This window comes from Leisingera sp. SS27 (genome assembly GCF_028368855.1).
GTDB lineage: Bacteria > Pseudomonadota > Alphaproteobacteria > Rhodobacterales > Rhodobacteraceae > Leisingera.
In genome coordinates this window covers 28568-54111 of record NZ_JAQNCY010000005.1, presented here as the reverse complement: position 1 = coordinate 54111, position 25544 = coordinate 28568, and the positions used below count along the sequence as shown (strand labels likewise).

21 protein-coding genes and 1 tRNA gene are annotated in these 25544 nt (G+C 62.5%); 16 read left to right on the top strand and 6 right to left on the bottom strand.

The annotated features are described in order from the left end of the window. Positions 1 to 5: 5 nt before the first annotated feature. From N6L27_RS12205 to N6L27_RS12195, 3 genes are all read right to left on the bottom strand, one after another. Positions 6 to 209, bottom strand: a complete 204-nt coding sequence (locus N6L27_RS12205) for a twin transmembrane helix small protein (protein WP_039186659.1) — start codon at positions 207 to 209, stop codon at positions 6 to 8. Between the two features lie 65 nt (positions 210 to 274). Then, complete coding sequence (locus N6L27_RS12200) at positions 275 to 1105, bottom strand: SDR family NAD(P)-dependent oxidoreductase (protein ID WP_271907530.1); 831 nt, start codon at positions 1103 to 1105, stop codon at positions 275 to 277. Between the two features lie 36 nt (positions 1106 to 1141). Beyond that, on the bottom strand, positions 1142 to 1840 hold the full coding sequence (locus N6L27_RS12195) for an SH3 domain-containing protein (protein ID WP_271907529.1): 699 nt from the start codon (positions 1838 to 1840) through the stop codon (positions 1142 to 1144). Between the two features lie 234 nt (positions 1841 to 2074). Here N6L27_RS12195 and N6L27_RS12190 point away from each other — a divergent pair, with 234 nt between their 5' ends. The 4 genes from N6L27_RS12190 to N6L27_RS12175 all read left to right on the top strand — a co-directional run bounded on the left by N6L27_RS12190 (position 2075) and on the right by N6L27_RS12175 (position 7273). Next, positions 2075 to 4423: a DNA topoisomerase IV subunit A gene (locus N6L27_RS12190; protein WP_271907528.1), complete on the top strand. Its 2349-nt coding sequence runs from the start codon at positions 2075 to 2077 to the stop codon at positions 4421 to 4423. 129 nt (positions 4424 to 4552) lie between these two features. Then, a complete protein-coding gene (locus N6L27_RS12185) occupies positions 4553 to 5152 on the top strand; it encodes a hypothetical protein (RefSeq protein ID WP_271907527.1) in 600 nt (199 codons plus the stop codon). A gap of 125 nt (positions 5153 to 5277) precedes the next feature. Beyond that, positions 5278 to 6453, top strand: a complete 1176-nt coding sequence (gene tuf / locus N6L27_RS12180; RefSeq protein ID WP_271907526.1) for an elongation factor Tu — start codon at positions 5278 to 5280, stop codon at positions 6451 to 6453. Between the two features lie 283 nt (positions 6454 to 6736). Next, positions 6737 to 7273: a hypothetical protein gene (locus N6L27_RS12175; protein ID WP_271907525.1), complete on the top strand. Its 537-nt coding sequence runs from the start codon at positions 6737 to 6739 to the stop codon at positions 7271 to 7273. An 84-nt stretch (positions 7274 to 7357) separates the two neighbouring features. On the opposite strand, the gene N6L27_RS12170 is transcribed toward N6L27_RS12175, so the two are convergent. Then, the gene (locus N6L27_RS12170; protein ID WP_271907524.1) at positions 7358 to 8068 is read right to left on the bottom strand and encodes a lysophospholipid acyltransferase family protein; all 711 of its coding nucleotides are present in this window, start codon (positions 8066 to 8068) and stop codon (positions 7358 to 7360) included. Positions 8069 to 8257: 189 nt separating this feature from the next. Here N6L27_RS12170 and N6L27_RS12165 point away from each other — a divergent pair. Beyond that, a tRNA-Trp gene (locus N6L27_RS12165) sits at positions 8258 to 8333 on the top strand. Between the two features lie 60 nt (positions 8334 to 8393). Here N6L27_RS12165 and N6L27_RS12160 read toward each other — a convergent pair. After that, positions 8394 to 10511, bottom strand: coding sequence for an O-linked N-acetylglucosamine transferase, SPINDLY family protein (locus N6L27_RS12160; RefSeq protein WP_271907522.1), 2118 nt, complete (start codon positions 10509 to 10511; stop codon positions 8394 to 8396). 218 nt (positions 10512 to 10729) lie between these two features. Between N6L27_RS12160 and secE the strand changes: the two genes are divergently transcribed. Further along, on the top strand, positions 10730 to 10927 hold the full coding sequence (gene secE / locus N6L27_RS12155; RefSeq protein WP_019298606.1) for a preprotein translocase subunit SecE: 198 nt from the start codon (positions 10730 to 10732) through the stop codon (positions 10925 to 10927). A 215-nt stretch (positions 10928 to 11142) separates the two neighbouring features. Further along, on the top strand, positions 11143 to 11676 hold the full coding sequence (nusG, locus tag N6L27_RS12150; protein WP_039150217.1) for a transcription termination/antitermination protein NusG: 534 nt from the start codon (positions 11143 to 11145) through the stop codon (positions 11674 to 11676). Between the two features lie 81 nt (positions 11677 to 11757). On the opposite strand, the gene N6L27_RS12145 is transcribed toward nusG, so the two are convergent. Then, on the bottom strand, positions 11758 to 12459 hold the full coding sequence (locus N6L27_RS12145; protein WP_271907520.1) for an SDR family NAD(P)-dependent oxidoreductase: 702 nt from the start codon (positions 12457 to 12459) through the stop codon (positions 11758 to 11760). Between the two features lie 202 nt (positions 12460 to 12661). On the opposite strand from N6L27_RS12145, the gene N6L27_RS12140 reads away from it, so the two are divergent. The 9 genes from N6L27_RS12140 (at position 12662) to rpoC (ending at position 25533) form a co-directional block, all read left to right on the top strand. Next, positions 12662 to 12901 (top strand): hypothetical protein, encoded by a 240-nt coding sequence (locus tag N6L27_RS12140; RefSeq protein WP_271907519.1) that lies wholly within the window; start codon positions 12662 to 12664, stop codon positions 12899 to 12901. Between the two features lie 115 nt (positions 12902 to 13016). Beyond that, the gene (locus N6L27_RS12135; protein ID WP_271907518.1) at positions 13017 to 13655 is read left to right on the top strand and encodes a hypothetical protein; all 639 of its coding nucleotides are present in this window, start codon (positions 13017 to 13019) and stop codon (positions 13653 to 13655) included. A gap of 191 nt (positions 13656 to 13846) precedes the next feature. Beyond that, complete coding sequence (gene rplK / locus N6L27_RS12130) at positions 13847 to 14272, top strand: 50S ribosomal protein L11 (protein WP_039134872.1); 426 nt, start codon at positions 13847 to 13849, stop codon at positions 14270 to 14272. A 1-nt stretch (position 14273) separates the two neighbouring features. Then, a complete protein-coding gene (gene rplA, locus N6L27_RS12125; protein WP_039187479.1) occupies positions 14274 to 14972 on the top strand; it encodes a 50S ribosomal protein L1 in 699 nt (232 codons plus the stop codon). 126 nt (positions 14973 to 15098) lie between these two features. After that, complete coding sequence (locus N6L27_RS12120; RefSeq protein WP_271907515.1) at positions 15099 to 15533, top strand: hypothetical protein; 435 nt, start codon at positions 15099 to 15101, stop codon at positions 15531 to 15533. Positions 15534 to 15878: 345 nt separating this feature from the next. Next, complete coding sequence (gene rplJ, locus N6L27_RS12115) at positions 15879 to 16397, top strand: 50S ribosomal protein L10 (protein ID WP_029205089.1); 519 nt, start codon at positions 15879 to 15881, stop codon at positions 16395 to 16397. Positions 16398 to 16478: 81 nt separating this feature from the next. Next, complete coding sequence (gene rplL, locus N6L27_RS12110; RefSeq protein ID WP_058286637.1) at positions 16479 to 16853, top strand: 50S ribosomal protein L7/L12; 375 nt, start codon at positions 16479 to 16481, stop codon at positions 16851 to 16853. Positions 16854 to 17101: 248 nt separating this feature from the next. Then, on the top strand, positions 17102 to 21238 hold the full coding sequence (gene rpoB, locus N6L27_RS12105; RefSeq protein WP_271907513.1) for a DNA-directed RNA polymerase subunit beta: 4137 nt from the start codon (positions 17102 to 17104) through the stop codon (positions 21236 to 21238). A gap of 53 nt (positions 21239 to 21291) precedes the next feature. After that, a complete protein-coding gene (rpoC, locus tag N6L27_RS12100) occupies positions 21292 to 25533 on the top strand; it encodes a DNA-directed RNA polymerase subunit beta' (RefSeq protein ID WP_271907511.1) in 4242 nt (1413 codons plus the stop codon). The last annotated feature ends 11 nt before the right edge of the window (positions 25534 to 25544 follow it).

Below are 25544 nucleotides of genomic sequence, written 5' to 3'. Positions count from 1 at the left end.
GCCCCTTATCCTCCCTGGTTACGCAGGTAGACGTAGGTCAGCACCAGCACCACCGCAATGAATTGAAACAGGATGCGCAGCCGCATCATCTTGTTTGCGTTGCGGCGGTTGAACTCGCCGCCCTTGCCAAAGCCGCCAATGCCGATGACCAGCGCCACAACCACAGCCGCCACGGCTGCCAGTGCCAGATAATACAGCGGATCGAACATCCTGTCCCCCAAGCGCGTTTATTCCATTGCACCCCATCTAACCCGCGCAGATGCGGATGGCGACCCTATCCGAGCCTGACAAGGATGCGGTCAATTGCCCGGGTCGGCAGGATGCGCCGCAGAAAGCCCGCAATATGGGTGGGGGTGGTGACATAGTAGCGCGGACGCGGCCGCCGGGATTCGCAGGCATGGGCCAGCTTGGCGGTGACGGCAGAGGCAGGCAGCTCAAACCGGTCCGGGCCGCTGCTTTCATAAAGCCGCTTCAGCAGCCGCGATTCATAAAGCTCACGCAGCGGCGACGCCTGCCAGTCGATGAAGCGCTCGAAATGCGGGATCGATTTTTCGCGGATCTTCGACGTCACCGGCCCCGGCTCGATCAGCACCATGTGGATGCCGGTCCCCTGCAGCTCCACCCGCAGCGTATCCGTCAGCCCCTCCAGCGCGTATTTCGTCGCCACATAGGCGCCGCGCCAGGGAAAGGTCACAAACCCCAGGATCGAAGAATTCTGCACGATCCGCCCGTGGCCTTGCCTGCGCATCACCGGAATCACCTGCCGGGTCAGCTCATGCCAGCCAAAGAAATTCGCCTCGAAGATGGAGCGCAAGCCGTCCGTCGGCAGATCTTCCACCGCGCCGGGCAACCCGTGCGCGCCGTTGTTGAACAGCGCATCCAGCGTGCCGCCAGTGGCCTCCAGTACCTCGGCCAGGCCAGCGGTGATGCTTTCTGGATCAGTGTAATCGATGCGCGGGCTCTCGAATCCCTCGGCCCGCATCCGGTCACAGTCGCGCTGCTGCCGGCAGGAGGCAAACACCCGCCAGCCGCGCTCCCGCATGCCGCGGGCCGCATCCAGGCCGATCCCGGAGGAACAGCCCGTAATCAGAATCGTTTTCTTCAAGAGATTGCCCCTCTGCCCGGATGTCTCCGGGGCCAGTTATGGGCGTTTCTTGCTCACCAGGGAAGCGGCAATCCAGCCGACCTTGCCCTTGCCGGGTGCGCGCAGATGCAGCCAGCCGGTGCCGCTGTCCTCGAACACGATCACTTCATCCCCGCCCAGGAGGCGGGTAATCACCGGGTAATTGGTGCCCGGCCCCTGCCGCATGTTCACGCGGGAGGCCCTGATCTGGCGGATGTCCGGTTCCGGTGCGGGCTGCGGCTCTGCCAGCGCGGCACCCGCCGGTTCCGGCGAATCGTTCTGCGCGTCAGCCGCGGCCGAGGCCGGCTGCAGCGCGGCAAGACCGCCCTCCAGCGACGCCAGCTGCAACGGCGCGCCTTCGTCCGCCACCGCCGGGAAAACATTGGTGCTGTCGCCGATCGCCAGCCGGGCCTGGGTGATCTGCCGCAGCGCCACCCGCGACCGCAGTTGCGGATCAGCGGCAGGGCGCACAGGCCGTTCCGCCTCCTGCATGCTGCCGGCCGGACGGAAAGTCACGTTGCGGATCAGGGACTTGGCATCCTCGCTGGCGCTGCTGCTGCGGCTGCCCTGGCGGGTCTCCTCCGGCGCGGCAAATGCGGCCTTGGCAATCTCCAGCGCGTCAGAGCGTTCCTTGCGCGGCTCGAAATCCGCACCCCCGCTGAGCTCATAAAACCCCCAGCCCAGAAAAGCGAAAGAAACTAAAACAAATCGCGACATAACCCAGTCCCCCCTAGTACCACCACACATGGCGGCTGCACGAAATAGCATTGGTTTGAAAAAGAAACGCACGGCGCAGCTGCCTGGTTCCCATCTATCTAGGGCAAGTTAACGGCGGGGAAACAGGGGAGAGTCCGCAATCTTCTCCCCCAAAACGTTGGCGCGGCGCTGCATCCCCGCGAAATTCGCGCGCGCCCGCTTTACCAATTCCGGCGGCGGCAGTATCACGAATTCATGACCGACCTGGTAGAAGATCCCGACATGCCGTCTGCCCCTGAACAGGGTGAAATCCTGGAACCGCTGCGCCGCGCCATTGGCGAGCGCTATCTGACCTATGCGCTCAGCACCATCATGCACCGGGCGCTGCCCGACGCGCGTGACGGGCTGAAGCCGGTGCACCGGCGCATTCTCTATGCGATGAACCGCCTGCGCCTCAGCTCCACCGGCGGCTTCCTGAAGTCGGCCAAGATTTCCGGCGACACCATGGGCGACTTCCACCCCCATGGCGACGCCGCGATCTATGACGCGATGGCGCGCCTGGCGCAGGACTTCAACGTCCGCTACCCGCTGGTCGACGGCCAGGGCAACTTCGGCAACATCGACGGCGACAACCCGGCAGCCTCCCGCTACACCGAGGCGCGGATGACCTTTGTGGCCGAGGCGATGCTGGAAGGCCTCAATGAGGATTCGGTTGATTTCCGCGACAACTACGACGGCCGCCTGACCGAACCGGCGGTGCTGCCCGCGACCTTCCCGAACATCCTCGCCAATGGCGCGGCGGGCATCGCGGTGGGCATGGCGACCAACATCCCGCCGCACAACATTGCAGAGCTGATCGACGCCTGCCTGCATCTGATCAGGACGCCCGATGCCCGTGACGACACGCTGTTGAACTACGTGCCCGGCCCCGATTTCCCCACCGGTGGCATCATCGTCGAGCCCAAGGAAAACATCGCCAAGGCTTACAGCACCGGCCGCGGCTCCTTCCGCCTGCGCTGCAAGCATGAGGTCGAGGACCTGGGCCGCGGCCAGTGGCAGATTGTTGTCACCGAGATCCCCTATCAGGTCCAGAAATCCAAGCTGATCGAGAAGATCGCCGAGCTGATCCAGACCAAGAAGGTGCCGATCCTCGCCGATGTGCGCGACGAATCGGCGGACGACATCCGCATCATCCTGGAACCCAAGTCCAAGAACGTGGACCCCGAGGTTCTGATGAACATGATGTTCCGCAATTCGGACCTGGAAATCCGCTTCAGCCTCAACATGAACGTGCTGATCGACGGGGTGACCCCCAAGGTCTGCTCGATGAAGGAGGTGCTGCGCGCCTTCCTCGATCACCGCCGCGACGTGCTGCAGCGCCGCTCGCGCCACCGGATGGAAAAGATCGACCACCGGCTGGAGGTGCTCGAAGGCTTCATCATCGCCTTTCTGAACCTCGACCGGGTGATCGACATCATCCGCTATGACGAGGACCCGAAGGCCGCCCTGATCCGCGAGGACTGGAGCAAGGACCACCCCCGCGCCTTCACCGAGGCGGAATATGTCACCCCGGCTCCCGGCACCGGTGAGCTGACAGAGGTGCAGGCCGAGGCGATCCTCAACATGCGCCTGCGGTCCTTGCGCAAGCTTGAAGAGATCGAACTGGTCCGCGAACGCGATGCCCTGCGCGAGGAGCGCGCCGGGCTGGTCGAACTGCTGGCCTCCGAGGACCTGCAATGGTCGCGCATCTCCGAACAGCTGAAGGAAACCAAGAAGCAGTTCGGCAAGGACTACGCCGGCGGCGCCCGCCGCACGCTGTTTGCCGAGGCAGGCGAAGTCGAAGACGTGCCCCTGGAAGCGATGATAGACCGCGAGCCGATCACCGTGGTCTGCTCCCAGATGGGCTGGATCCGGGCGATGACCGGCCACATCGACCTGAACCGCGAGCTGAAGTTCAAGGACGGCGACGGCCCGCGCTTCATCTTCCACGCCGAAACCACCGACCGCCTGCTGGTGTTCGGCTCCAACGGCCGTTTCTACACCCTGTCGGCGGCCAATCTGCCCGGCGGGCGCGGCATGGGCGAACCGCTGCGCCTGATGGTCGATCTGCCGAACGAAGCAGAGATCGTCGATCTGATGATCCACAACCCCGAAGGCCGCCTTCTGGTCGCATCGGACGCGGGCAACGGCTTCATCTGCGCGGAGAAGGAAATCGTCGCCCAGACCCGCAGCGGCAAGCAGGTGCTGAACGTCAAGGACGACGAGCGCGCCAAGATCTGTATCCCGGTGGAGGGCGACCACGTCGCCATCGTCTCCGAGAACGGCAAGCTCCTGGTCTTCGCAGTCGAGGAAATGCCCGAGCTGACCCGCGGCAAGGGCGTGCGGCTGCAGAAATACAACATGGCCCGCGGCAAGCAGGGCTCGCTGGAACTGGACGGCGGCCTCTCGGACATCACCACCTTCAACTGGGATGACGGCCTGCGCTGGGAAATGGGCGGCGGCAAGACCCGCCACGAGGCCGACCTCACCCAGTGGCTCGGCAAGCGCGCCGGCGTCGGCAAACGCCCGCCGCACGGCTTCCCGCGCAATTACAAGTTCAAGTAGGGCAGCAGAAACCTGCCGTCTGCCTGTGCCCCCCGCGCCACCCGCGCGGGGGTTGCTGTTTCCGCCCCTTTACCCTGCCTGCCGCCCCCGGCTATCAGGGCGGGACCGAATTTCTCTTGGGGGATTTCCATGATCCGCGTTCTTTCCATGCTGGCCGCGCTGGCCCTGCTTACCGCCTGCGGCGAAACCCAGCTGAACGAGGCGCCGGAGGATCTGGGCGCCTTCCAGGCCCGCGTCACCCACGTCTACACCGATAAGGCGCTGCAATGGCCGCTGTCGCGCAATGCTGAGCACAGCGAATGGACCGCGCCGATCGAAAACGCGCTGAACACCCGCCTGCGCCGCTATGACGGGGCCCAGCAGTATGACGTTGCCGTCACGCTTGAGGGCTTCATGCTGGCGCCCCCCGGCGTGCCGGTGCTGTTCTCCCCCAAAAGCGCGGTGGTGGTGAACGTGTTTGTCTATGACGTGGCAGAAAAGAAATTCCTGGCCAAGAAGCACCAGATGGAAATCTTCGAAAGCACCACCGGAGAAAGCGCGGTGCTGGGCTCCGGCCATGCCCGCACAAAGGAAGAGCAGATCCAGGGCCTTGCGATCAATATCGCCGACAAGGTCGAGGAATGGATGGCTGAGCAGCATGAGAAAGAAGGCTGGTTTGCCCCGCGCGCAGCGGCGGATTCCGCCAGCGGCACGGACGCCGCTGCGGCAGAGACGCAACCTGCTGGCTGAGGCTTGTGAAAACCGCCCCTGTCAAGCAGGAACGGGTTGATTTTTGCCGGCAAACCAAATAATCCGCCGGCGCAGAGGAAACCGGGTCGGCAAGCGACCCCTCATTTCAAAAGGGCGCCTAAGCAATGGCTAAGGAAAAGTTTGAACGCAATAAACCGCACGTCAACATCGGCACCATCGGCCACGTTGACCACGGCAAGACCACTCTGACCGCGGCTATCACCAAATACTTCGGTGACTTCAAAGCCTACGACCAGATCGACGGCGCCCCGGAAGAGAAAGCCCGCGGCATCACCATCTCGACCGCACACGTCGAGTATGAGACCGAGAACCGCCACTACGCGCACGTCGACTGCCCCGGCCACGCCGACTACGTGAAGAACATGATCACCGGCGCGGCCCAGATGGACGGCGCGATCCTGGTTGTGAACGCGGCTGACGGCCCGATGCCGCAGACCCGCGAGCACATCCTGCTGGGCCGCCAGGTCGGCATCCCGAAGATGGTGGTGTTCATGAACAAGGTTGACCAGGTCGACGACGAAGAGCTGCTCGAGCTCGTCGAAATGGAAATCCGCGAACTGCTGTCCTCCTACGAGTACCCGGGCGACGATATCCCGATCATCGCAGGTTCCGCGCTGGCGGCGATGGAAGGCCGTGACGACAACATCGGTTCCGAGAAGATCAAAGAGCTGATGGCGGCTGTTGATGACTACATCGACACCCCGGAGCGCGCGGTCGACCAGCCGTTCCTGATGCCGATCGAAGACGTGTTCTCGATCTCCGGCCGCGGCACCGTTGTGACCGGCCGTGTCGAGCGCGGCGTGATCAACGTCGGCGACGCGATCGAGATCGTCGGCATCCGCGACACCACCTCCACCACCTGCACCGGTGTGGAAATGTTCCGCAAGCTGCTGGACCGCGGTGAAGCGGGCGACAACATCGGCGCGCTGCTGCGCGGTGTCGACCGTGACGGCGTTGAGCGCGGCCAGGTTCTGTGTAAGCCGGGCTCCGTGAAGCCGCACACCAAGTTCGAAGCTGAGGCCTATATCCTCACCAAGGAAGAAGGCGGCCGCCACACCCCGTTCTTCGCGAACTACCGTCCGCAGTTCTACTTCCGCACCACCGACGTGACCGGCACCGTGACCCTGCCGGAAGGCACCGAGATGGTGATGCCGGGCGACAACCTGAAGTTCGACGTTGAACTGATCGCCCCGATCGCGATGGAAAACGGCCTGCGCTTCGCCATCCGCGAAGGCGGCCGCACCGTCGGCGCCGGCGTCGTGTCGAAAATCACTGAGTAAGACGGCTTTGCCGTCTGGCGGGCGGCAGATGGTTTTGCGCAGCAAAATCATTGAGAGCCCGCACCGGTGAGATAATAGAAAGGGCCGCTCAACCGAGCGGCCCTTTTTCTGTGCGCTGACGTCGGAACAGGGCAGGGCCAAGGGCTGGAGGCCGTCCTGCAAAATCTCCAGTGAAGATTTTGAGGTCGCAGGGAGCGTCAGTTCCGGGCGCGACCCAATCGCGCCCGCCTGAGTGATAATCACCAGCTTGCCTCTCGGCTTTTCACCTGGCTAGGGTGGAGGTGTGACGACTGGATTTTATTCATTTTGGGCTCTTTCAATGAAATTATTCGCTTTTGTTTTTGCCGCAGCAATGCCCCTCAGTTCTGCGGCCCTTTCTTGTTCGTTTGAAGGCGCTTGGCCTTTTCAGCCAGACCTAGAAGGCTGGGAGCCATTCGCCGGTGATGGGGAGTATCTTGGTGATATTCCGGCACCTAATGTTGAAGTGAAAGAAATCCAAAGGGGCAAAGAAGCTCCTGGAATGTCATGCGGGGATGCAGGAACACTTCGCCTGTCGGTGTCTCTGCCAGATACAACATTGTATGAAATAAAAGATTTGGGTGTGTATTTCCGGGTTGTTCGCGGCGAGGATGCTTACGGGATATTCCCCGCAATTCCTTTGGCAGGGGAAGCAAACGGAAACGGTTACGGCATTCTTCTGGCTTGGCTGGATGGGCAGCCTTCTGAGCAGAATCCGATCAATCTTGAGTTGGAGGTATTCTTTGTCAGCAAGGGGCTGCAAATCGGATTGCCCAGCGTTGTCACAATACACGCGGATTGATGGTTTTCGCAGTTTCCAACTATGATGAGCGAACGCCAAACGCTAAGTCAGCCTTAAACACAACCGTCTCGCCGCGGGTCCTGTTCAGCTCTTGACTGTCTTCGGATCTTCACCGCCGCGCCCCGCCGCTGCATCCGCTGCGTCCGTAATGGCATCCAGCGATGCCTCCAGGCTTTGCCGCAGCATCTCCGCCTGCTCGTCGCTCGGCTTCTTCGGCACCTCATCGGTCCATTCCCGGCACATCAGCACGCCACGGGAAAACGGCATCGGCAGCATCTGCCGGTCCCAGGTCGGCAGCTTCATCACCTTCTTCTCGGCAAAGGCGACGGTGAACACCCGGCAGCCGGTCATCCGGGCCCAGACCACGGGCACGGTGGATGAGACCCGCGCAGGCCCGCGCGGACCGTCAGCAGCGATGCCGATGGAGCAGCCTTCCCTAGTGCGGCGCAGCACCTCGCGCGACAGGGCGACATGGCGCTTGTGGCTCGACATCGGGATGGTCTCAAACCCCAGCCGCACCAGGATCTGTCCCGCCAGCCGTCCGGCACGGGCGGCGGAGGTCAGTGCACAGATGCGGCCCAGCGAGGTGTCGAACAGATAAGGTGCCATGATCAGCCGCTGGTGCCAAAGCACGAAAATTACCGGCTCGCCGCGGCGCACGCAGGCGTCCATTTCCTCGAACCCGGTGCGGGTCCAGCGGGAGGTGCGGAAGGCGAATCGCACGTAGGCGGCAAACAGCCCCTCCACGGCGCGGTTGACCCTTGGGCTGTCGGCGATTTTCTTTCTGAGGCTCACGGGGCTAGGGCTCATTCCTGCAGGGGGCACAGGGGCTTGGCCCCGGTAATTGCCCCGTCTTACTGCATGGCAGCGCCGGGGCAAAGCCCAGGCTAAGCCCGGTGGCGGCAAAGCGTCCGGGCGGCGCAAGAAAATGCGCTTTTCCCTCTTGCCTCTGCAGCGCGCCTGCCGTAGGACATGCCGCACCACAGGGGTATAGCTCAGTTGGTAGAGCGACGGTCTCCAAAACCGTAGGTCGCGGGTTCGAACCCTGCTGCCCCTGCCATTTTCCCGCACATCGCCGGTTCAGCGCTGCCCTTCCGGGCAGGCCGTTTGGCGTGACTGGCTACTCCAGATCCAGATGGGCCGGCGCCAGCCCCTGCTGCTGCCGTTCGCAGGCCGCGTCAAAGGCGCGCTCCACTTGGCGGGCCAGCCGTTGCGGGCTGAACAGCGCCGCGGTTTGCTGCCGGGCGCGCAGCGTGCTGCGCAGGCTGGCGGCGGCGGCACTGTCTGCTGCCAGTTCCGCGGCTTTGGCCTCGTAGTCCTGCATGTTTTCGGCAATCATCTCCGGCAGTCCGGCGGCCTGCAGCAGGCTGGCGGAGGTGCGGGCGGCGGATTGCTGGCCGGGCAGGGTGAGGACCGGCACGCCGGCGGCCAGGGCATCGCGGGCGGCTGCGGCGGCGTTCACGGTGAAGCTGTCCAGGAACAGATCCGCCAGCGGCAGGCGGGCTAGGTGATCATCGCGGCCGGCGGCGGGGGCAAAGACCAGGCGGTCCGGGTCAATCCCGCGCGCAGCGGCTGCACGGCGCAGGTTCGACACGGCATGGTCGCCGTTGCCTGCCAGCCACAGCACACTTTCCGGGGCACCGTGCAGCAGGCGCATCCAGATATCGAATTCCTGCGGTGTGATATGGCTGCCGCTGGCAAAGCTGCAGAACACGAAACCCTGCGCGGGCAGGCCGCAGGCGGCACGGTCCGGGGTGGCGTGTGACACCGCTGGAGCCACAGACTGATGCCCGCCCTCCAGTCGCAGCAGATGCTCGTTGTGATAGCGTTCGCTGCCGGGCGGGCAGGCGGCGGCATCGCTGACCAGGTAGTCATAAGCGGCTGTTCCCATGGTGCCGGGGTAGCCGGGGAACAGGATGTGGAGCGGCGCCAGGCGGGCGGCAAACAGCGGCAGCGCACCGCCGCCCGCGTAACCGGAGAGATCCACCGCGGCGTCCAATTGGTCCGCCTTCACCGCCGCCGCCATCTGATCCGTGGCGCTGGCATCCAGAACCTTGAGACCGTCAAACCTCTGCGCCGTACCCTCGGGCAGGCCGGCGCCAACCGCATAAATGCGGATGTCAAAGCGGGTCTGGTCGTGGGCGGCAAGCATCGCACCATGCTGGTCCAGAACCGCAGCGGCGTCGCGGGCGGCGAAGAAATAGCCGATGCGCAGGCGTTCGGGGCGCTGGCCTGCGGGCGGGATGCTGTTCAGCTCAGCCGTGCCGAACAGATCGCTGGCATAGGACTGGGCGCGGGCGCGCAGCAGGTCTGGGTTGTCTTCCATCCGCATCAGCGCGCTGGGGTCGCAGCCCGGGCCGCGCAGGCCCAGCTGGCGGCGGCAGTCGCCATATTCCGGCAGCCAGTTCCAGTCGCACAGCTCCGCCAGCACATGCAGACGCTGGGTGCGGGCGCGGTCATCCGAAGGGTTGGCCTGCAGCACCTTGTCGAAACAGGGCAGGGCGGCGGCATAGGCGCCCTCGGCTTTCAGGAGCAGGCCAAGCTGGTAGCGGGCCTCAGTCAGGGCGGGGTTCAGGCGGACGGCCTGGGTGTAGTGTTCCTTGGCGTCTTCAGCCGCGCCCTGCTGGGTCAGGAGGCCCGCAAGCGTGACATGCAGCGCGGCGTCATGCGGCGCCAGCTTCACCGCCTTTCGCAGCATCGTTGCGGCGCGCTGGCTCTGGCCCTGCTTGATCAGCACCTCTGCCTTGCCATGCAGCGCCTGCAGGCTGCCGGCGGCCAGCATCAGCGCCTTGTCAAACAGCGCCATGGCGTTGTCCAGCTCGCCGCGGGCGGCCTTGACCCGGCCCATGGCGGCATAGGTGCCGGCGGCGCGGGGATTGATCCCGATCGCCTTGTTGAGGCAGGTGGCAGCATTGTCCAGATGGCCGGCGGCCAGGTGGCAGCGGCCCAGGAAATCCCACAGGAAATGCGATTCGCGGAAAGTCTTCAGCAGTGCGCCGCAGCTTTCGGCCGCCTCGAAATGGCGGCCCCCGGCCAGCGCTTCCTCCAGCCCGGCCTGATGCACCGGCGACGGGTCGGTCTGCGAGTCCAGCCGTTTGCGCAGCCCCTCCAGCGCGGATTGCGCGCGCTTGTTGCGGGGATTGCGGGACAGGATGCCGGCATAGGCCATGGCGGCATCTTCAAACTTGGCTTCGCGTTCGAACTGTTCGGCCTCGGACAGGGAATTGGCTGGTGTCATGGTGTTCTGCCTCAATCAATCACACAGTCCGGCCCCCAAGGCAGCCGGAAGGCCGCTGGGAACCGCTTTCCCGTCATTTTTGCCATTAGTGGATTAAAATTAGATTGACCGGGCGTGCGCAGCCCGCGCAACGGGGCGCTGCGAGGGCGGGCAGGGCTTGAATTCACGGGCCGCTCCGGTTACATCGCCCTGACTGCTAGCAGAGAGACACCCCCAGTATGGCGACTATCAACCCCGTTCAGTTTATCCAGCAGGTTCGCGCCGAAGTATCCAAGGTCGTTTGGCCGACCCGCCGCGAAGTGCTGCTGACCACGGTCATGGTGTTCATCATGGCGGCGCTGACGGCGCTGTTCTTTGCGCTGGTCGATCTCTTGATCCGCTTTGGCCTGCAAGGGCTTCTGGGGATGTTCGGCTAAGCCCGCAGCGGTACTATGGCTTTGGGGCCGCAATTGCTGCGCTGCACTTGATCTTGGCAGCGATGGGCGGTACCTGAGCAGGAATTATTGAGGCGGGCGTGCAGCGATTCGGTTTGCACGCCGCTTTTTGTTGGAGAGCGCAGCCCCGGGGCTGCAGCGGATGAACAGGCAGCGGCGCGGCAAAGGCCCGCCCGGCAGAACAAGGACAACGGTTCATGGCGAAACGGTGGTATTCGGTCAGCGTTCTTTCGAACTTCGAAAAGAAAATCGCAGAGCAGATCCGCACCTCGGTCGCAGAACAGGGCCTTGAGGACGAGATCGACGAGGTTCTGGTCCCCACCGAGGAGGTGATCGAGATCCGCCGCGGCAAGAAGGTCTCGACCGAGCGTCGCTTCATGCCCGGCTACGTGCTGGTGCATATGGAAATGTCCGACCGCGGCTATCACCTGATTTCCTCGATCAACCGCGTCACCGGCTTCCTGGGCCCGCAGGGCCGCCCGATGCCGATGCGCGACGCAGAGGTGCAGGGCATCCTGGGCCGTGTCGAGGAAGGCGTCGAGGCGCCGCGCACCCTGATCCACTACGAGGTGGGCGAGAAGGTGAAGGTGAACGACGGCCCGTTCGAAGATTTCGACGGCATGGTCGAAGAGGTCGACGAGGACAACCAGAAGCTCAAGGTCACCGTGTCGATCTTCGGCCGCGAGACCCCGGTCGAGCTGGACTTTACCCAGGTGACCAAACAGGGGTGATAAGACCCCCAGTGGAATTTGAGGCGCCGCGTTGGGTTCAACGCGGCGTTTTCATTTTTGGAGCGCCGAGGCGCGGCGGGGTCACCATGGTACAGGATTTCCGGCCCAGTCAAAGAAGCCGCCGCTGTCGGCCGGTGTCAGCCCGTACAGAACCGACAGGAGGTTCGCAGCTGCCTCTTCCGGTGTTGCCTTCGCATGATGCGGATAGTTCCTCGTGAATTGTGTTTCCACTGTTCCGGGGTGCAGGGCGGCAACAGTGGCCTGTTTGCGCTTCCTTGCGATTTCGATGGCGGCAGTATGCACGATCTGGTTGGCCGCGGCCTTGGCCGCGCGGTAGCTGTACCAGCCGCCGAGCCGGTTGTCGCCGATAGAGCCGACACGGGCGGTCAGTATGCCGACCGCCGACCGGCTGCTTTTCGGCAGGAGGCGGGGCAGGTGGCGCAAAATCAAGGCCGGGCCTATGGCATTGACGGCGAGAACCCGTGCCATGCTGGCCGCATCGATATCGTCGAGCGACTTTTCCGGCTGTCCGCCGTCCGGGGCCAGAATGCCGCAGGCGACGATGACAGTGCCGAAGGGGCCGCGAAGCCGGTCCATGTGAAACCCCACCTTGGCCGGATCGGTCACATCGAAGCCGTCAGCGGAGCGGGACAGGGTGGTCACGTCCGCGCCCCTGGCCCTGAGCGCGGCGGAGAGGGCGGCCCCTATGCCGCCTGAGGCGCCGACAACCAGCGCCCGGTGCTCAGCGGTGCCGTTTGCGTCTTCATTTTGTACGTCAATCATAACAGCTGCCTTTGCGCCGGTTTCACTTCCGGATGGTTTGATACGCAATCAGCGTTGCGCAGGCTGCGCCTGCCATCCGCACGCGCACAGCCGGGGGCGGAAAATCCTGCGGCGGATTGTTTCGGCCGTCCATCCTTCCGGCCAGTGCGGGGGTGCGTGTTCCACGGGCGTCTCTTCCTCCTCTTTTGATATCTACGGCGGAGTGCAGAAGGCGGATCACCCGGCGGGGCCGCGCCCGGGTGTCCGCGCCGCGCCGGAGAAGCCACGGCGCAGCCTGATCTGTGCCGGGATTGGCGGGACGGTGCACGGCGGCCGGTTCGAAGATTTCGCCGGTACGGCCGAAGAGGCCAGGGGCATCCGAAAGCTCAAGGCTGCCGCGCCGGTCCTTGGCCGCGAGAGCCGGGTGGATCTGGACTTCACCCAGATGACCAAACAAGGGTGATAAGCCCCCCAGTGGAATTTAAGGCGCCGCGTTGGGTTCAACGCGGCGTTTTTTTGACTGCTTAACAATAAGGAGGTCGTTGCCTTTAGGTTGAGTCAGATCTAACTAGGAAGTAATGTCCGAGCCGAAAACCCGCAGCCAATCAGCCGATGATGCGCTAGAGCAATTCTTGCGTTTTGATGCGCTCGGGTTGAGGCAAAAGTCAAAGCAGGCTGTGCTGAAGCTTGTTGAAGCTGTTTCCAGTTTGGAAGCCAAAACGGTTTGGACCCACAACTACCTGGAGCAGTTGCCGCTAAACGGCTCAGGCCGGATACGGCACGAGATTTACGAGGATATTGTTTTTCCAGCCTTACAATCCGGATTTGACCGAGGCGAAGCAGAGGCCAGTTATCTGCTCGGAAAATACGCGCAAAACCTTTATGCGAGGCCGGCTCTTCGCGAGCAGATGGAGCAGCGTTCGGAGGTAGACTTTTTTCGTCTCGCGTTTCAAGGAGCCCCAAGTTCCGAAAAGTACCGGCGGGCCTATCTAAGCTCGCTGATGAATAGCTTGAGGCAGGATTTTCACGAGTGGCCAACCGGAATTCTGCTCGACCCGGCGAAGCCCTGGCGTGTTGCTTTAATGGATCTCAAGGAGGAGCTTTCAATTGCACTCTCTCTCGACAGAGAGGGGCAATTTGTGGCTCTTTTAGGTAAGTGGTCGGAAATTACTGAGCAGTATGAGAAGCGGCTGGCCCGGCGGGAAGAACATCCGTAAGAGGGGGCAAGTGGCTGTATCCGAATTCCTGCCGGCCCACTTGCCAACCCCCGCATTCCCCTGTAAACGCCGCCTCTATCGTCTTCGGGCGAGATTCTCTCGTGGGAGATCAAGGGATCGCGATCCTGAAATCCGACCACGCAACATTCTCCGGGCGGAACGCGTTCCGTCCTCGTTGAAAGGAAAACCAAATGGCTAAGAAGCTTGTTGGTTCGATGAAGCTGCAGGTTCCTGCAGGTCAGGCAAACCCCTCTCCGCCCGTCGGCCCGGCCCTGGGTCAGCGCGGCATCAACATCATGGAATTCTGCAAGGCGTTCAACGCCAAGACCGCAGACATGGAGCCCGGCGCGCCGTGCCCGACCGTGATCACCTACTATCAGGACAAGTCCTTCACCATGGACATCAAGACGCCGCCCGCGTCTTACTACCTGAAGAAGGCGGCCAAGGTGAAATCCGGCGCGAACAACCCGAGCCGGGAAACCGTCGGCACCGTGTCCGTGGCCCAGGTGAAAGAAATCGCCGAAGCCAAGATGAAAGATCTGAACGCCAACGACATCGACGCGGCAATGCAGATCATCCTGGGCTCCGCCCGCTCCATGGGCATCGAGGTGAAGTAAGATGGCAAAGCTCGGTAAACGCACCCGCGCCGCGCGCGAAGCTTTCGCAGGCAAAGAAAACCTGTCCGTGGAAGAAGCAGTTGCCCTGGTGAAAGCCAACGCAACCTCGAAGTTCGACGAAACCGTCGAGATCGCCCTGAACCTGGGCGTTGACACCCGTCACGCAGACCAGATGGTCCGCGGCGTGGTCGGCCTGCCGAACGGCACCGGCAAAGACATGCGCGTTGCAGTCTTCGCCCGCGGCCCGAAAGCGGACGAAGCCACCGCGGCTGGCGCAGACATCGTCGGCGCAGAAGACCTGATGGAAGCGATCCAGGGCGGCAAGATCGACTTTGACCGCTGCATCGCCACCCCGGACATGATGCCGGTCGTCGGCCGTCTGGGCAAAATCCTGGGCCCGCGCAACCTGATGCCGAACCCGAAAGTCGGCACCGTGACCATGGACGTGAAAGCGGCCGTGGAAGCAGCCAAGGGCGGCGAAGTCCAGTTCAAAGCGGAAAAAGGCGGCGTTGTGCATGCCGGCGTCGGCAAAGCGTCCTTTGACGAAGCCAAGCTGGTCGAGAACGTCCGTGCCTTCGTGTCGGCTGTGGCCAAGGCCAAGCCGGCCGGCGCAAAAGGCGCCTACATGAAAAAGATCAACCTGTCCTCGACCATGGGTCCGGGCATCACGGTTGACGTGGACAACGCTGTCACCGAGTAATCGGGCGTACAGTTGAAGTCAGGAGGCCCGGCGGATCTGATCCTGCCGGGCCTTCTTTTGTTTTGCTTCTTTCTTTGATGTTGTTTTGACCTCTTCCAGCCGGGAGGAGGTGCAGGTGGAGATCTGATGGTTGGGCTTGCAATATTCTTGTCGGTTGCGGCCCTGTGCGCCGGAACCATTCTGGGCATTGCCGCGCTCAGCAGGCGGCAATTCCTGAAGACCGCTGAACGGGCGTTTGTGCATGTTGCGCAGGTGCGTGTCCAGTGGGCTGAGAGGGCAGATAGCGAGGGGGACTTGGAGCGCTACCGGCAGTATCAGCCGGTGCTGGAGGTGCATGGCGCTGAGGGGGCTTCGCAAAGCTATGCATCGCATGCCTGGCGGAACTCCTGCCCGCACCGGGAGGGTGATGTGGTTCCGGGGTATATCTGCAGGGTGACAGGGCGGATCGAGACCGAAGAACTGCTGAACAGCGGCGGAGGGTTCCGCCTGATCTGCCGCGTGATCCTGGCTGCGGCGCTGGCGGGTCTGGCGGCCTGTGCGCTCTCGCCCTTGTGGCTGTGACCGCATGCGTCCGGGGCCGGGGCTGCCGGCCGCCGCCTGGACACGCGGGAAATTGCCGCCTGAGGTGGATTTGCCCCTTGGAAATCCCTGTCAATGGGGCTAACTACGGCCTTGAGATAAAGCGTGCGATTCGTCGTGCGCTTTATTTCATTTCGTCCAAGATGGTGGGTGGCCTTTCGATCGGGCCTTAATTTCCCTCCTGAGACGGGTAAGACCAGGAAGATCGAGGGTTTTCAATCCCTCGGGCGACTTTGGCTCATCCCGTAAAACGGACCTGAACGCCGGGCCATCTGGTTCGGCAAATATGAGCCGGGATGTGCAAGCATCCCTAACTTGGAGAGAACTGTGGATAGAGCCCAGAAAGAGAAAGTGGTCGAGGAACTCGGCCAGATCTTCGAAAGCTCTGGCGTCGTGGTGGTAGCTCACTACGCCGGTCTGACAGTTGCCGAGATGCAGGATCTGCGCGCGCGTGCAAGCGACGCGAACAGCTCCGTGCGTGTTGCCAAGAACAGGCTCGCCAAAATCGCCCTCGAGGGTAAGCCGTGTGCAAGCATGGCCGGCCTGCTGACGGGGATGACCGTTCTGACCTACTCCGAAGATCCCGTGTCCGCTGCAAAAGTGGCCGAGGATTTCGCCAAGGAAAACAAAAAGTTTGAGATCCTTGGCGGCGCAATGGGTGAGAACGCTCTGGACCGTGCTGGTGTCGAAGCCGTGTCGAAAATGCCGTCCCGCGACGAGCTTATTGCTCAGATCGCAAGCTGCATTGGCGCACCTGCTTCCAACATCGCCGGCGCGATTGGCGCACCTGCAAGCAACATCGCAAGCATTCTTTCGACCATCGAAGAGAAGGCGGAAGCTGCGTAAGCGGTTGGCACTGAATGGCTGGCGTGGGGAAAAATCCCGCACGTTGGAACACACATACTGTAAACGGAAAGAGCTGATACAATGGCTGATCTGAAAGCACTCGCAGAAAGCATCGTGGGTCTGACCCTGCTGGAAGCACAAGAACTGAAAACCATCCTGAAAGACGAATACGGCATCGAGCCCGCAGCTGGCGGCGCAGTTGTCATGGCAGCTGGCGGCGACGCCGGCGGTGCAGCTGAAGAAGAAAAGACCGAATTCGACGTCGTTCTGAAGAACGCCGGCGCTTCCAAGATCAACGTGATCAAAGAAGTCCGCGGCATCACCGGCCTGGGCCTGAAAGAAGCCAAAGAACTGGTCGAAGCTGGTGGCAAAATCAAAGAAGGCGTGTCCAAGGACGAAGCAGAAGACATCAAAGGCAAGCTGGAAGCAGCTGGCGCCGAAGTCGAGCTGGCCTAAGCACTGCCTCTGGTGCATTTCTGATGCATCGGAAATTTGGCTGGGTCCGGATTTTTCCGGGCCCAGCCGAACCTGTCTTAGAAAGGGCCTCATCCAAGAGGCGTTTTCTTAGGCGGAGTTCAAAGGATCGGGAGGCTGCCTTCGGGACGGTGGCCATGAATTGATCCGAACGCGCTGTCTCGTATGGGCAAGGAGCCGGGGCCCGGCGGCTTCCTTGACCGGTGAGAACTCGAAAGGTGACATCTGACATGGCTCAATCGTTCCTTGGCCAGAAACGTCTACGCAAATACTACGGCAAAATCCGCGAAGTGCTGGAGATGCCGAACCTCATCGAGGTGCAGAAATCTTCTTATGACCTTTTCCTGCGCTCCGGCGATGCAGCTGAGCCGCTGGACGGCGAAGGCATCAAGGGTGTTTTCCAGTCGGTATTCCCGATCAAGGATTTCAACGAAACCTCCGTTCTGGAGTTCGTGAAATACTCGTTCGAGAAGCCGAAGTACGACGTCGAAGAGTGCATGCAGCGCGACATGACCTACTCGGCGCCGCTGAAGGTCACCCTGCGCCTGATCGTGTTTGATGTCGACGAAGACACTGGCGCGAAGTCCGTGAAGGACATCAAGGAACAGGACGTCTTCATGGGCGACATGCCCCTGATGACCCCGAACGGCACCTTCATCGTGAACGGCACCGAACGTGTGATCGTGTCCCAGATGCACCGTAGCCCTGGCGTGTTCTTCGACCACGACAAGGGCAAGACCCACTCCTCGGGCAAGCTGCTGTTCGCCTGCCGCATCATCCCGTACCGCGGCTCCTGGCTGGACTTCGAGTTCGACGCCAAGGACATCGTCTTTGCCCGTATCGACCGCCGCCGCAAGCTGCCGGTGACCACCCTGCTGTACGCCCTGGGCCTGGACCAGGAAGGCATCATGGATGCCTATTACAACACCGTGCAGTTCAAGCTGGAGAAATCCCGCGGCTGGGTCACCCCGTTCTTCCCGGAACGCGTGCGCGGCACCCGCCCGACCTATGACCTGGTGGACGCTGCCACCGGCGAGATCATCTGCGAAGCCGGCAAGAAGGTCACCCCGCGCGCCGTCAAGAAGCTGATCGAGGAAGGCTCTGTCACCGACCTTCTGGTTCCGTTCGATCACATCGTCGGCAAATATGTCTCCAAGGACATCATCAACGAAGACAACGGCGCGATCTATGTCGAGGCCGGTGATGAGCTGACCCTGGAATACGACAAGGACGGCGAGCTGATCGGCGGTTCCCTGAAGGAGCTGCTGGACGCGGGCATCACCGACATTCCGGTGCTGGACATCGACAACGTCAACGTCGGCCCCTACATGCGCAACACCATGGCGCAGGACAAGAACCTGGACCGCAACAGCGCGCTGATGGACATCTACCGCGTGATGCGCCCGGGCGAGCCGCCCACCGTCGAGGCAGCCTCCGCGCTGTTCGACACCCTGTTCTTCGACAGCGAGCGTTACGACCTCAGCGCCGTTGGCCGCGTGAAGATGAACATGCGCCTGGCACTGGACGCCGAGGACACCCAGCGTACCCTGCGCAAGGAAGACATCGTCGCCTGCATCAAGGCGCTGGTCGACCTGCGTGACGGCCGCGGCGATGTCGACGACATCGACCACCTGGGCAACCGCCGCGTGCGCTCCGTCGGCGAGCTGATGGAAAACCAGTACCGCGTCGGCCTTCTGCGCATGGAGCGTGCGATCAAGGAGCGGATGTCCTCCGTCGAGATCGACACCGTGATGCCGCAGGACCTGATCAACGCGAAACCGGCTGCTGCCGCGGTGCGTGAATTCTTCGGCTCCTCGCAGCTGTCGCAGTTCATGGACCAGACCAACCCGCTGTCCGAAGTCACCCACAAACGCCGCCTGTCGGCGCTTGGCCCGGGCGGCCTGACCCGCGAACGCGCCGGCTTTGAGGTCCGCGACGTGCACCCGACCCACTATGGCCGGATGTGCCCGATTGAGACCCCGGAAGGCCCGAACATCGGTCTGATCAACTCGCTGGCGACCTTTGCGCGCGTCAACAAATACGGCTTCATCGAGACCCCTTACCGGGTGGTGAACGAGGGCCAGGTGACCGACGAAGTGCACTACATGTCGGCAACCGAAGAGATGCGCCACACCGTGGCGCAGGCGAACGCGACCCTGGACGAAGGCGGCAAGTTCATCAATGAGCTGGTCTCCACCCGTCAGTCCGGCGATTACACCCTGGCGCCGCGCGAAAGCGTGGACCTCATTGACGTGTCGCCGAAGCAGCTGGTCTCCGTTGCTGCCTCGCTGATCCCGTTCCTGGAAAACGACGACGCCAACCGCGCTCTGATGGGCTCGAACATGCAGCGTCAGGCGGTTCCGCTGCTGCGTGCAGAGGCGCCGCTGGTCGGTACCGGCATCGAGGAGAAGGTTGCGATCGACTCCGGTGCTGCGATCCAGGCGAAACGCGCAGGTATCATCGACCAGGTCGATGCGCAGCGTATCGTGATCCGGGCCACCTCCGATCTGGAGCTGGGCGACGCGGGCGTTGACATCTACCGTCTGCGCAAGTTCCAGCGTTCCAACCAGAACACCACCATCAACCAGAAGCCTCTGGTCAAGGTGGGCGACACCGTCCAGAAGGGCGAAGTGATTGCCGACGGCCCGTCCACCGATATGGGTGAACTGGCACTGGGCAAAAACGTGGTCGTCGCGTTCATGCCGTGGAACGGCTACAACTACGAAGACTCGATCCTGATCTCCGAGCGCATCGCGCGTGACGACGTCTTCACCTCGGTTCACATCGAGGAGTTTGAAGTCGCCGCCCGTGACACCAAGCTTGGGCCGGAAGAGATTACCCGCGACATCCCCAACGTCGGCGAGGAAGCCCTGCGCAACCTCGACGAGGCGGGCATCGTCTACATCGGTGCCGATGTGGAGCCGGGCGACATTCTGGTCGGCAAGATCACACCCAAGGGCGAAAGCCCGATGACCCCGGAAGAAAAGCTGCTGCGCGCCATCTTTGGTGAAAAAGCATCTGACGTGCGCGACACCTCGCTGCGCGTGAAGCCGGGCGATTACGGTACTGTGGTCGAGGTGCGCGTCTTCAACCGCCACGGCGTGGAAAAAGACGAGCGTGCGCTGCAGATCGAGCGTGAGGAAGTCGAGCGTCTGGCCCGTGACCGGGACGACGAGCTGGCGATCCTGGACCGCAACATCTATGCCCGCCTGCACGGTATGCTGCTGGGCAAGACCGCGGTCAAAGGCCCGAAAGGCGTGCGCGCCGGTGCCCCGATCGACCAGGACCTGCTGGACAGCCTGTCCCGCGGCCAGTGGTGGATGCTTGCCCTTGAGGATGAGCAGGACGCCCAGGTTGTCGAGGCCCTGAACGAGCAGTACGAAGCACAGAAACGTGCTCTGGACGCCCGTTTCGAGGACAAGGTCGAGAAGGTCCGCCGCGGCGACGACCTGCCGCCGGGTGTGATGAAGATGGTCAAGGTCTTCATCGCGGTGAAGCGCAAGCTGCAGCCGGGCGACAAGATGGCCGGCCGTCACGGCAACAAAGGTGTGATCTCGAAAGTGGTGCCGATGGAGGACATGCCGTTCCTCGCCGACGGTACCCCGGTCGACTTCTGCCTCAACCCGCTGGGCGTGCCGTCGCGTATGAACGTCGGTCAGATCCTGGAGACCCACATGGGCTGGGCCGCGCGCGGCCTCGGCATCAAGGTGGATGACGCGCTGCAGGAATACCGCCGCTCGGGCGACCTGACCCCGGTCCGTGAAGCGATGCACCACGCCTATGGCGACGATGTCTATGATGAAGGCATCGCCAATATGGACGAGGACACGCTGATCGAAGCCGCAGGCAACGTGACCCGCGGTGTGCCGATTGCGACCCCGGTCTTTGACGGCGCCAAGGAAGATGACGTCAACAACGCCCTGGTGCGTGCGGGCTTTGACCAGTCCGGCCAGTCGATCCTGTTCGACGGCCGCACCGGCGAGCAGTTCGCGCGTCCTGTGACCGTTGGCATCAAGTACCTGCTGAAACTGCACCACCTGGTGGACGACAAGATCCACGCGCGTTCCACCGGCCCGTACTCGCTGGTTACCCAGCAGCCGCTGGGCGGTAAGGCGCAGTTCGGCGGTCAGCGCTTTGGTGAGATGGAAGTCTGGGCTCTGGAAGCCTATGGCGCCGCCTACACCCTGCAGGAGATGCTCACCGTCAAGTCGGATGACGTCGCCGGCCGGACCAAGGTCTATGAGTCGATCGTCAAGGGCGAGGATAACTTCGAGGCGGGCGTGCCGGAATCGTTCAACGTTCTGGTCAAAGAAGTCCGCGGCCTCGGCCTGAATATGGAACTCCTGGATGCGGAGGTTGAGGAGTAAGGGCCCCGCGCCCTTCTCCCGCTCCCCCCTTCCGCAAGATTTGAGGTATCAAAATGAACCAGGAAATCACCAACAACCCGTTCAACCCGCTGACCCCGCCGAAGGTCTTTGATGAAATCAAAGTCTCGCTGGCCAGCCCGGAACGGATCCTGTCTTGGTCCTATGGCGAAATCAAAAAGCCCGAGACCATCAACTACCGGACCTTCAAGCCGGAGCGCGACGGCCTGTTCTGTGCCCGCATCTTTGGCCCGATCAAAGACTACGAATGCCTGTGCGGCAAATATAAGCGGATGAAGTACCGCGGCGTCGTCTGCGAGAAATGCGGCGTCGAGGTCACCCTGCAGAAAGTGCGCCGCGAGCGCATGGGCCACATCGAGCTGGCAGCCCCGGTTGCGCACATCTGGTTCCTGAAGTCGCTGCCGTCCCGCATCGGCCTGATGCTGGACATGACCCTGCGCGACCTGGAAAGGGTTCTGTACTTTGAAAACTACGTCGTCATCGAGCCGGGTCTGACCGACCTGCAGTACGGCCAGATGATGACCGAAGAAGAGTTCATGGACGCCCAGGATGCCTATGGCATGGACGCCTTCACCGCCAACATCGGCGCTGAAGCGATCCGTGACATGCTGGCCCAGATCGACCTGGAATCGGAAGCCGAAACGCTGCGCGCCGAACTGGCCGAAGCCACCGGCGAACTGAAGCCCAAGAAGATCATCAAGCGTCTGAAAGTCGTGGAATCCTTCCTGGAATCGGGCAACCGTCCGGAATGGATGATCATGACCGTGATCCCGGTCATCCCGCCGGAACTGCGCCCGCTGGTTCCGCTGGACGGTGGCCGCTTTGCGACCTCCGACCTGAACGACCTGTACCGCCGCGTGATCAACCGGAACAACCGCCTGAAGCGGCTGATCGAGCTGCGTGCGCCGGACATCATCGTCCGTAACGAAAAGCGGATGCTGCAGGAGTCTGTTGACGCGCTGTTCGACAACGGCCGCCGCGGCCGCGTCATCACCGGCGCCAACAAGCGTCCGCTGAAGTCGCTGTCTGACATGCTGAAAGGCAAGCAGGGCCGCTTCCGCCAGAACCTTCTGGGTAAGCGCGTCGACTTCTCCGGCCGTTCGGTGATTGTGACCGGTCCTGAGCTGAAGCTGCACCAGTGCGGCCTGCCCAAGAAGATGGCGCTGGAACTGTTCAAGCCCTTCATCTACTCGCGTCTGGAGGCCAAGGGCCTGTCCTCGACCGTGAAGCAGGCAAAGAAGCTGGTTGAGAAGGAGCGTCCCGAGGTTTGGGATATCCTGGATGAGGTGATCCGCGAGCACCCGGTGATGCTGAACCGCGCACCGACGCTGCACCGTCTGGGTATCCAGGCGTTCGAACCCACGCTGATCGAAGGCAAGGCCATCCAGCTGCACCCGCTGGTCTGCTCGGCGTTCAACGCGGACTTCGACGGCGACCAGATGGCTGTGCACGTCCCGCTGAGCCTCGAGGCCCAGCTGGAAGCGCGCGTCCTGATGATGTCGACCAACAACGTTCTGTCGCCCGCCAACGGCGCGCCGATCATCGTTCCGTCGCAGGATATGATCCTGGGTCTCTACTATGTGTCCCTGGAACGCGAAGGCATGCCCGGCGAAGGCAAGATCTTTGGCACCATCGACGAAGTTCAGCATGCGCTGGACGCCGGCGAAGTGCATCTGCACACCAAGATCACCGCGCGGATCACCCAGATCGACGAGGAAGGCAACGAGGTTCTCCAGCGTTTCGAGACCACCCCGGGCCGTGTCCGTCTGGGTGCGCTGCTGCCGAAAAACGCCAAGGCGCCGTTTGAACTGGTCAACCGTCTTCTGCGGAAGAAAGAGGTTCAGCAGGTCATCGACACCGTCTACCGCTACTGCGGACAGAAGGAGTCTGTGATCTTCTGTGACCAGATCATGACCATGGGCTTCCGCGAGGCGTTCAAGGCCGGCATTTCGTTCGGCAAGGACGACATGGTGATCCCGGATACCAAGTGGACCATCGTCGACGACACCCGCGAGCAGGTGAAAGACTTTGAACAGCAGTACATGGACGGCCTGATCACCCAGGGCGAAAAGTACAACAAAGTTGTCGATGCCTGGTCGAAGTGTAACGACAAGGTCACCGAAGCGATGATGAGCACCATCTCCGCTGACAAGCGCGACGACAATGGCGCCGTGATGGAACCGAACTCGGTTTACATGATGGCCCACTCCGGTGCGCGTGGCTCGGTTACCCAGATGAAGCAGCTGGGCGGCATGCGCGGCCTGATGGCCAAGCCGAACGGCGACATCATCGAGACCCCGATCATCTCGAACTTTAAAGAAGGCCTGACCGTTCTGGAGTACTTCAACTCCACCCACGGTGCCCGTAAGGGTCTGTCGGATACCGCGCTTAAGACGGCGAACTCGGGTTACCTGACCCGCCGTCTGGTGGACGTGGCGCAGGACTGCATCGTTCGCGAGATCGATTGCGGCACCGAGCGTGCGATCACCGCCGAAGCGGCTGTGAACGACGGCGAGGTCGTGGCGTCGCTGGGTGAGCGCATCCTGGGCCGTGTGGCTGCGGATGACATCAAGCGCCCCGGCACCGAAGAGATCATCGTGGCCGCAGGCCAGCTGATCGACGAGCGCATGTCCGACGCAGTGGAAGAGGCCGGCGTGCAGTCGACCCGCATCCGCTCGCCGCTGACCTGTGAGAGCGAAGAGGGCGTCTGCGCCATGTGCTACGGCCGTGACCTGGCCCGCGGCACCCGCGTGAACACCGGCGAGGCCGTCGGCATCATTGCGGCGCAGTCGATCGGTGAACCCGGCACCCAGCTGACCATGCGGACCTTCCACATCGGCGGCGTTGCCCAGGGCGGCCAGCAGTCGTTCCTGGAAGCGTCTCAGGAAGGCAAGATCGTCTTCGAGATGCCGAACACCCTGGAGAACGCCAATGGCGAGACCCTGGTTGTCGGCCGCAACATGAAGCTGATCATCCAGGACGAGCACGGCGAAGAGCGCGCCAGCCACAAGCTGGGCTACGGCTCCAAGCTGTTCGTCAAGGAAGGCCAGACTGTTGCCCGCGGCGACAAGCTGTTCGAATGGGATCCCTATACCCTGCCGATCATCGCGGAGAAGCCGGGTACCGCGAAGTATGTCGACCTGGTCTCGGGCCTGGCTGTCCGCGACGAGACCGACGAAGCCACCGGCATGACCCAGAAGATCGTGATCGACTGGCGTGCGGCGCCTAAGGGCTCTGACCTGAAGCCGGAGATCATCCTGGTGGACGGAAACGGCGAGCCGGTGCGCAACGACGCAGGCAACCCGCTGACCTACCCGATGTCCGTGGACGCCATCCTGTCGGTCGAAGACGGCCAGCACATCATGGCAGGCGACGTTGTTGCGCGTATCCCGCGTGAAGGCGCCAAGACCAAGGACATCACCGGTGGTCTGCCGCGCGTTGCGGAACTGTTCGAAGCCCGCCGTCCCAAGGATCACGCGATCATCGCCGAAATCGATGGTTACGTGCGCTTTGGCCGCGACTACAAGAACAAGCGCCGCATCGCGATCGAGCCGTCGGACGAGGCGATGGAAGCCGTCGAATACATGGTGCCCAAGGGCAAGCACATTCCGGTCCAGGAAGGCGACTTTGTCCAGAAGGGCGACTACATCATGGACGGCAACCCGGCGCCGCATGACATCCTGTCCATCATGGGTGTCGAGGCTCTGGCGAACTACATGATCGACGAGGTTCAGGACGTCTACCGCCTGCAGGGTGTGAAGATCAACGACAAGCACATCGAGGTGATCGTCCGCCAGATGCTGCAGAAGTGGGAGATCTCGGACTCTGGCGACACCACGCTGCTGAAAGGCGAACACGTGGACAAGCAGGAGTTCGACGCCGCCAACGAGAAGGCCCTTGCCCGCGGCAAGCGTCCCGCTCAGGGCGAACCGATCCTGCTCGGCATCACCAAGGCGTCGCTGCAGACCCGCTCCTTCATCTCGGCGGCCTCCTTCCAGGAGACCACCCGGGTTCTCACCGAGGCCTCGGTGCAGGGCAAGAAGGACAAGCTGGTCGGCCTCAAGGAGAACGTCATCGTTGGCCGCCTGATCCCGGCCGGCACCGGCGGTGCGACCCAGGCTGTGCGCGCGATTGCGCAGGGCCGCGACAACGTGGTTCTGGAAGCCCGCCGCGAGGAAGCCGAAGCCGCTGCAGCCCTGGCTGCGCCGGTGATGGACGAAGACGCGATGGACGCAGGTCTCGACAACCTGGTCGATACTCCGGAAAGCCGCGACTGATCTGCGGCAGA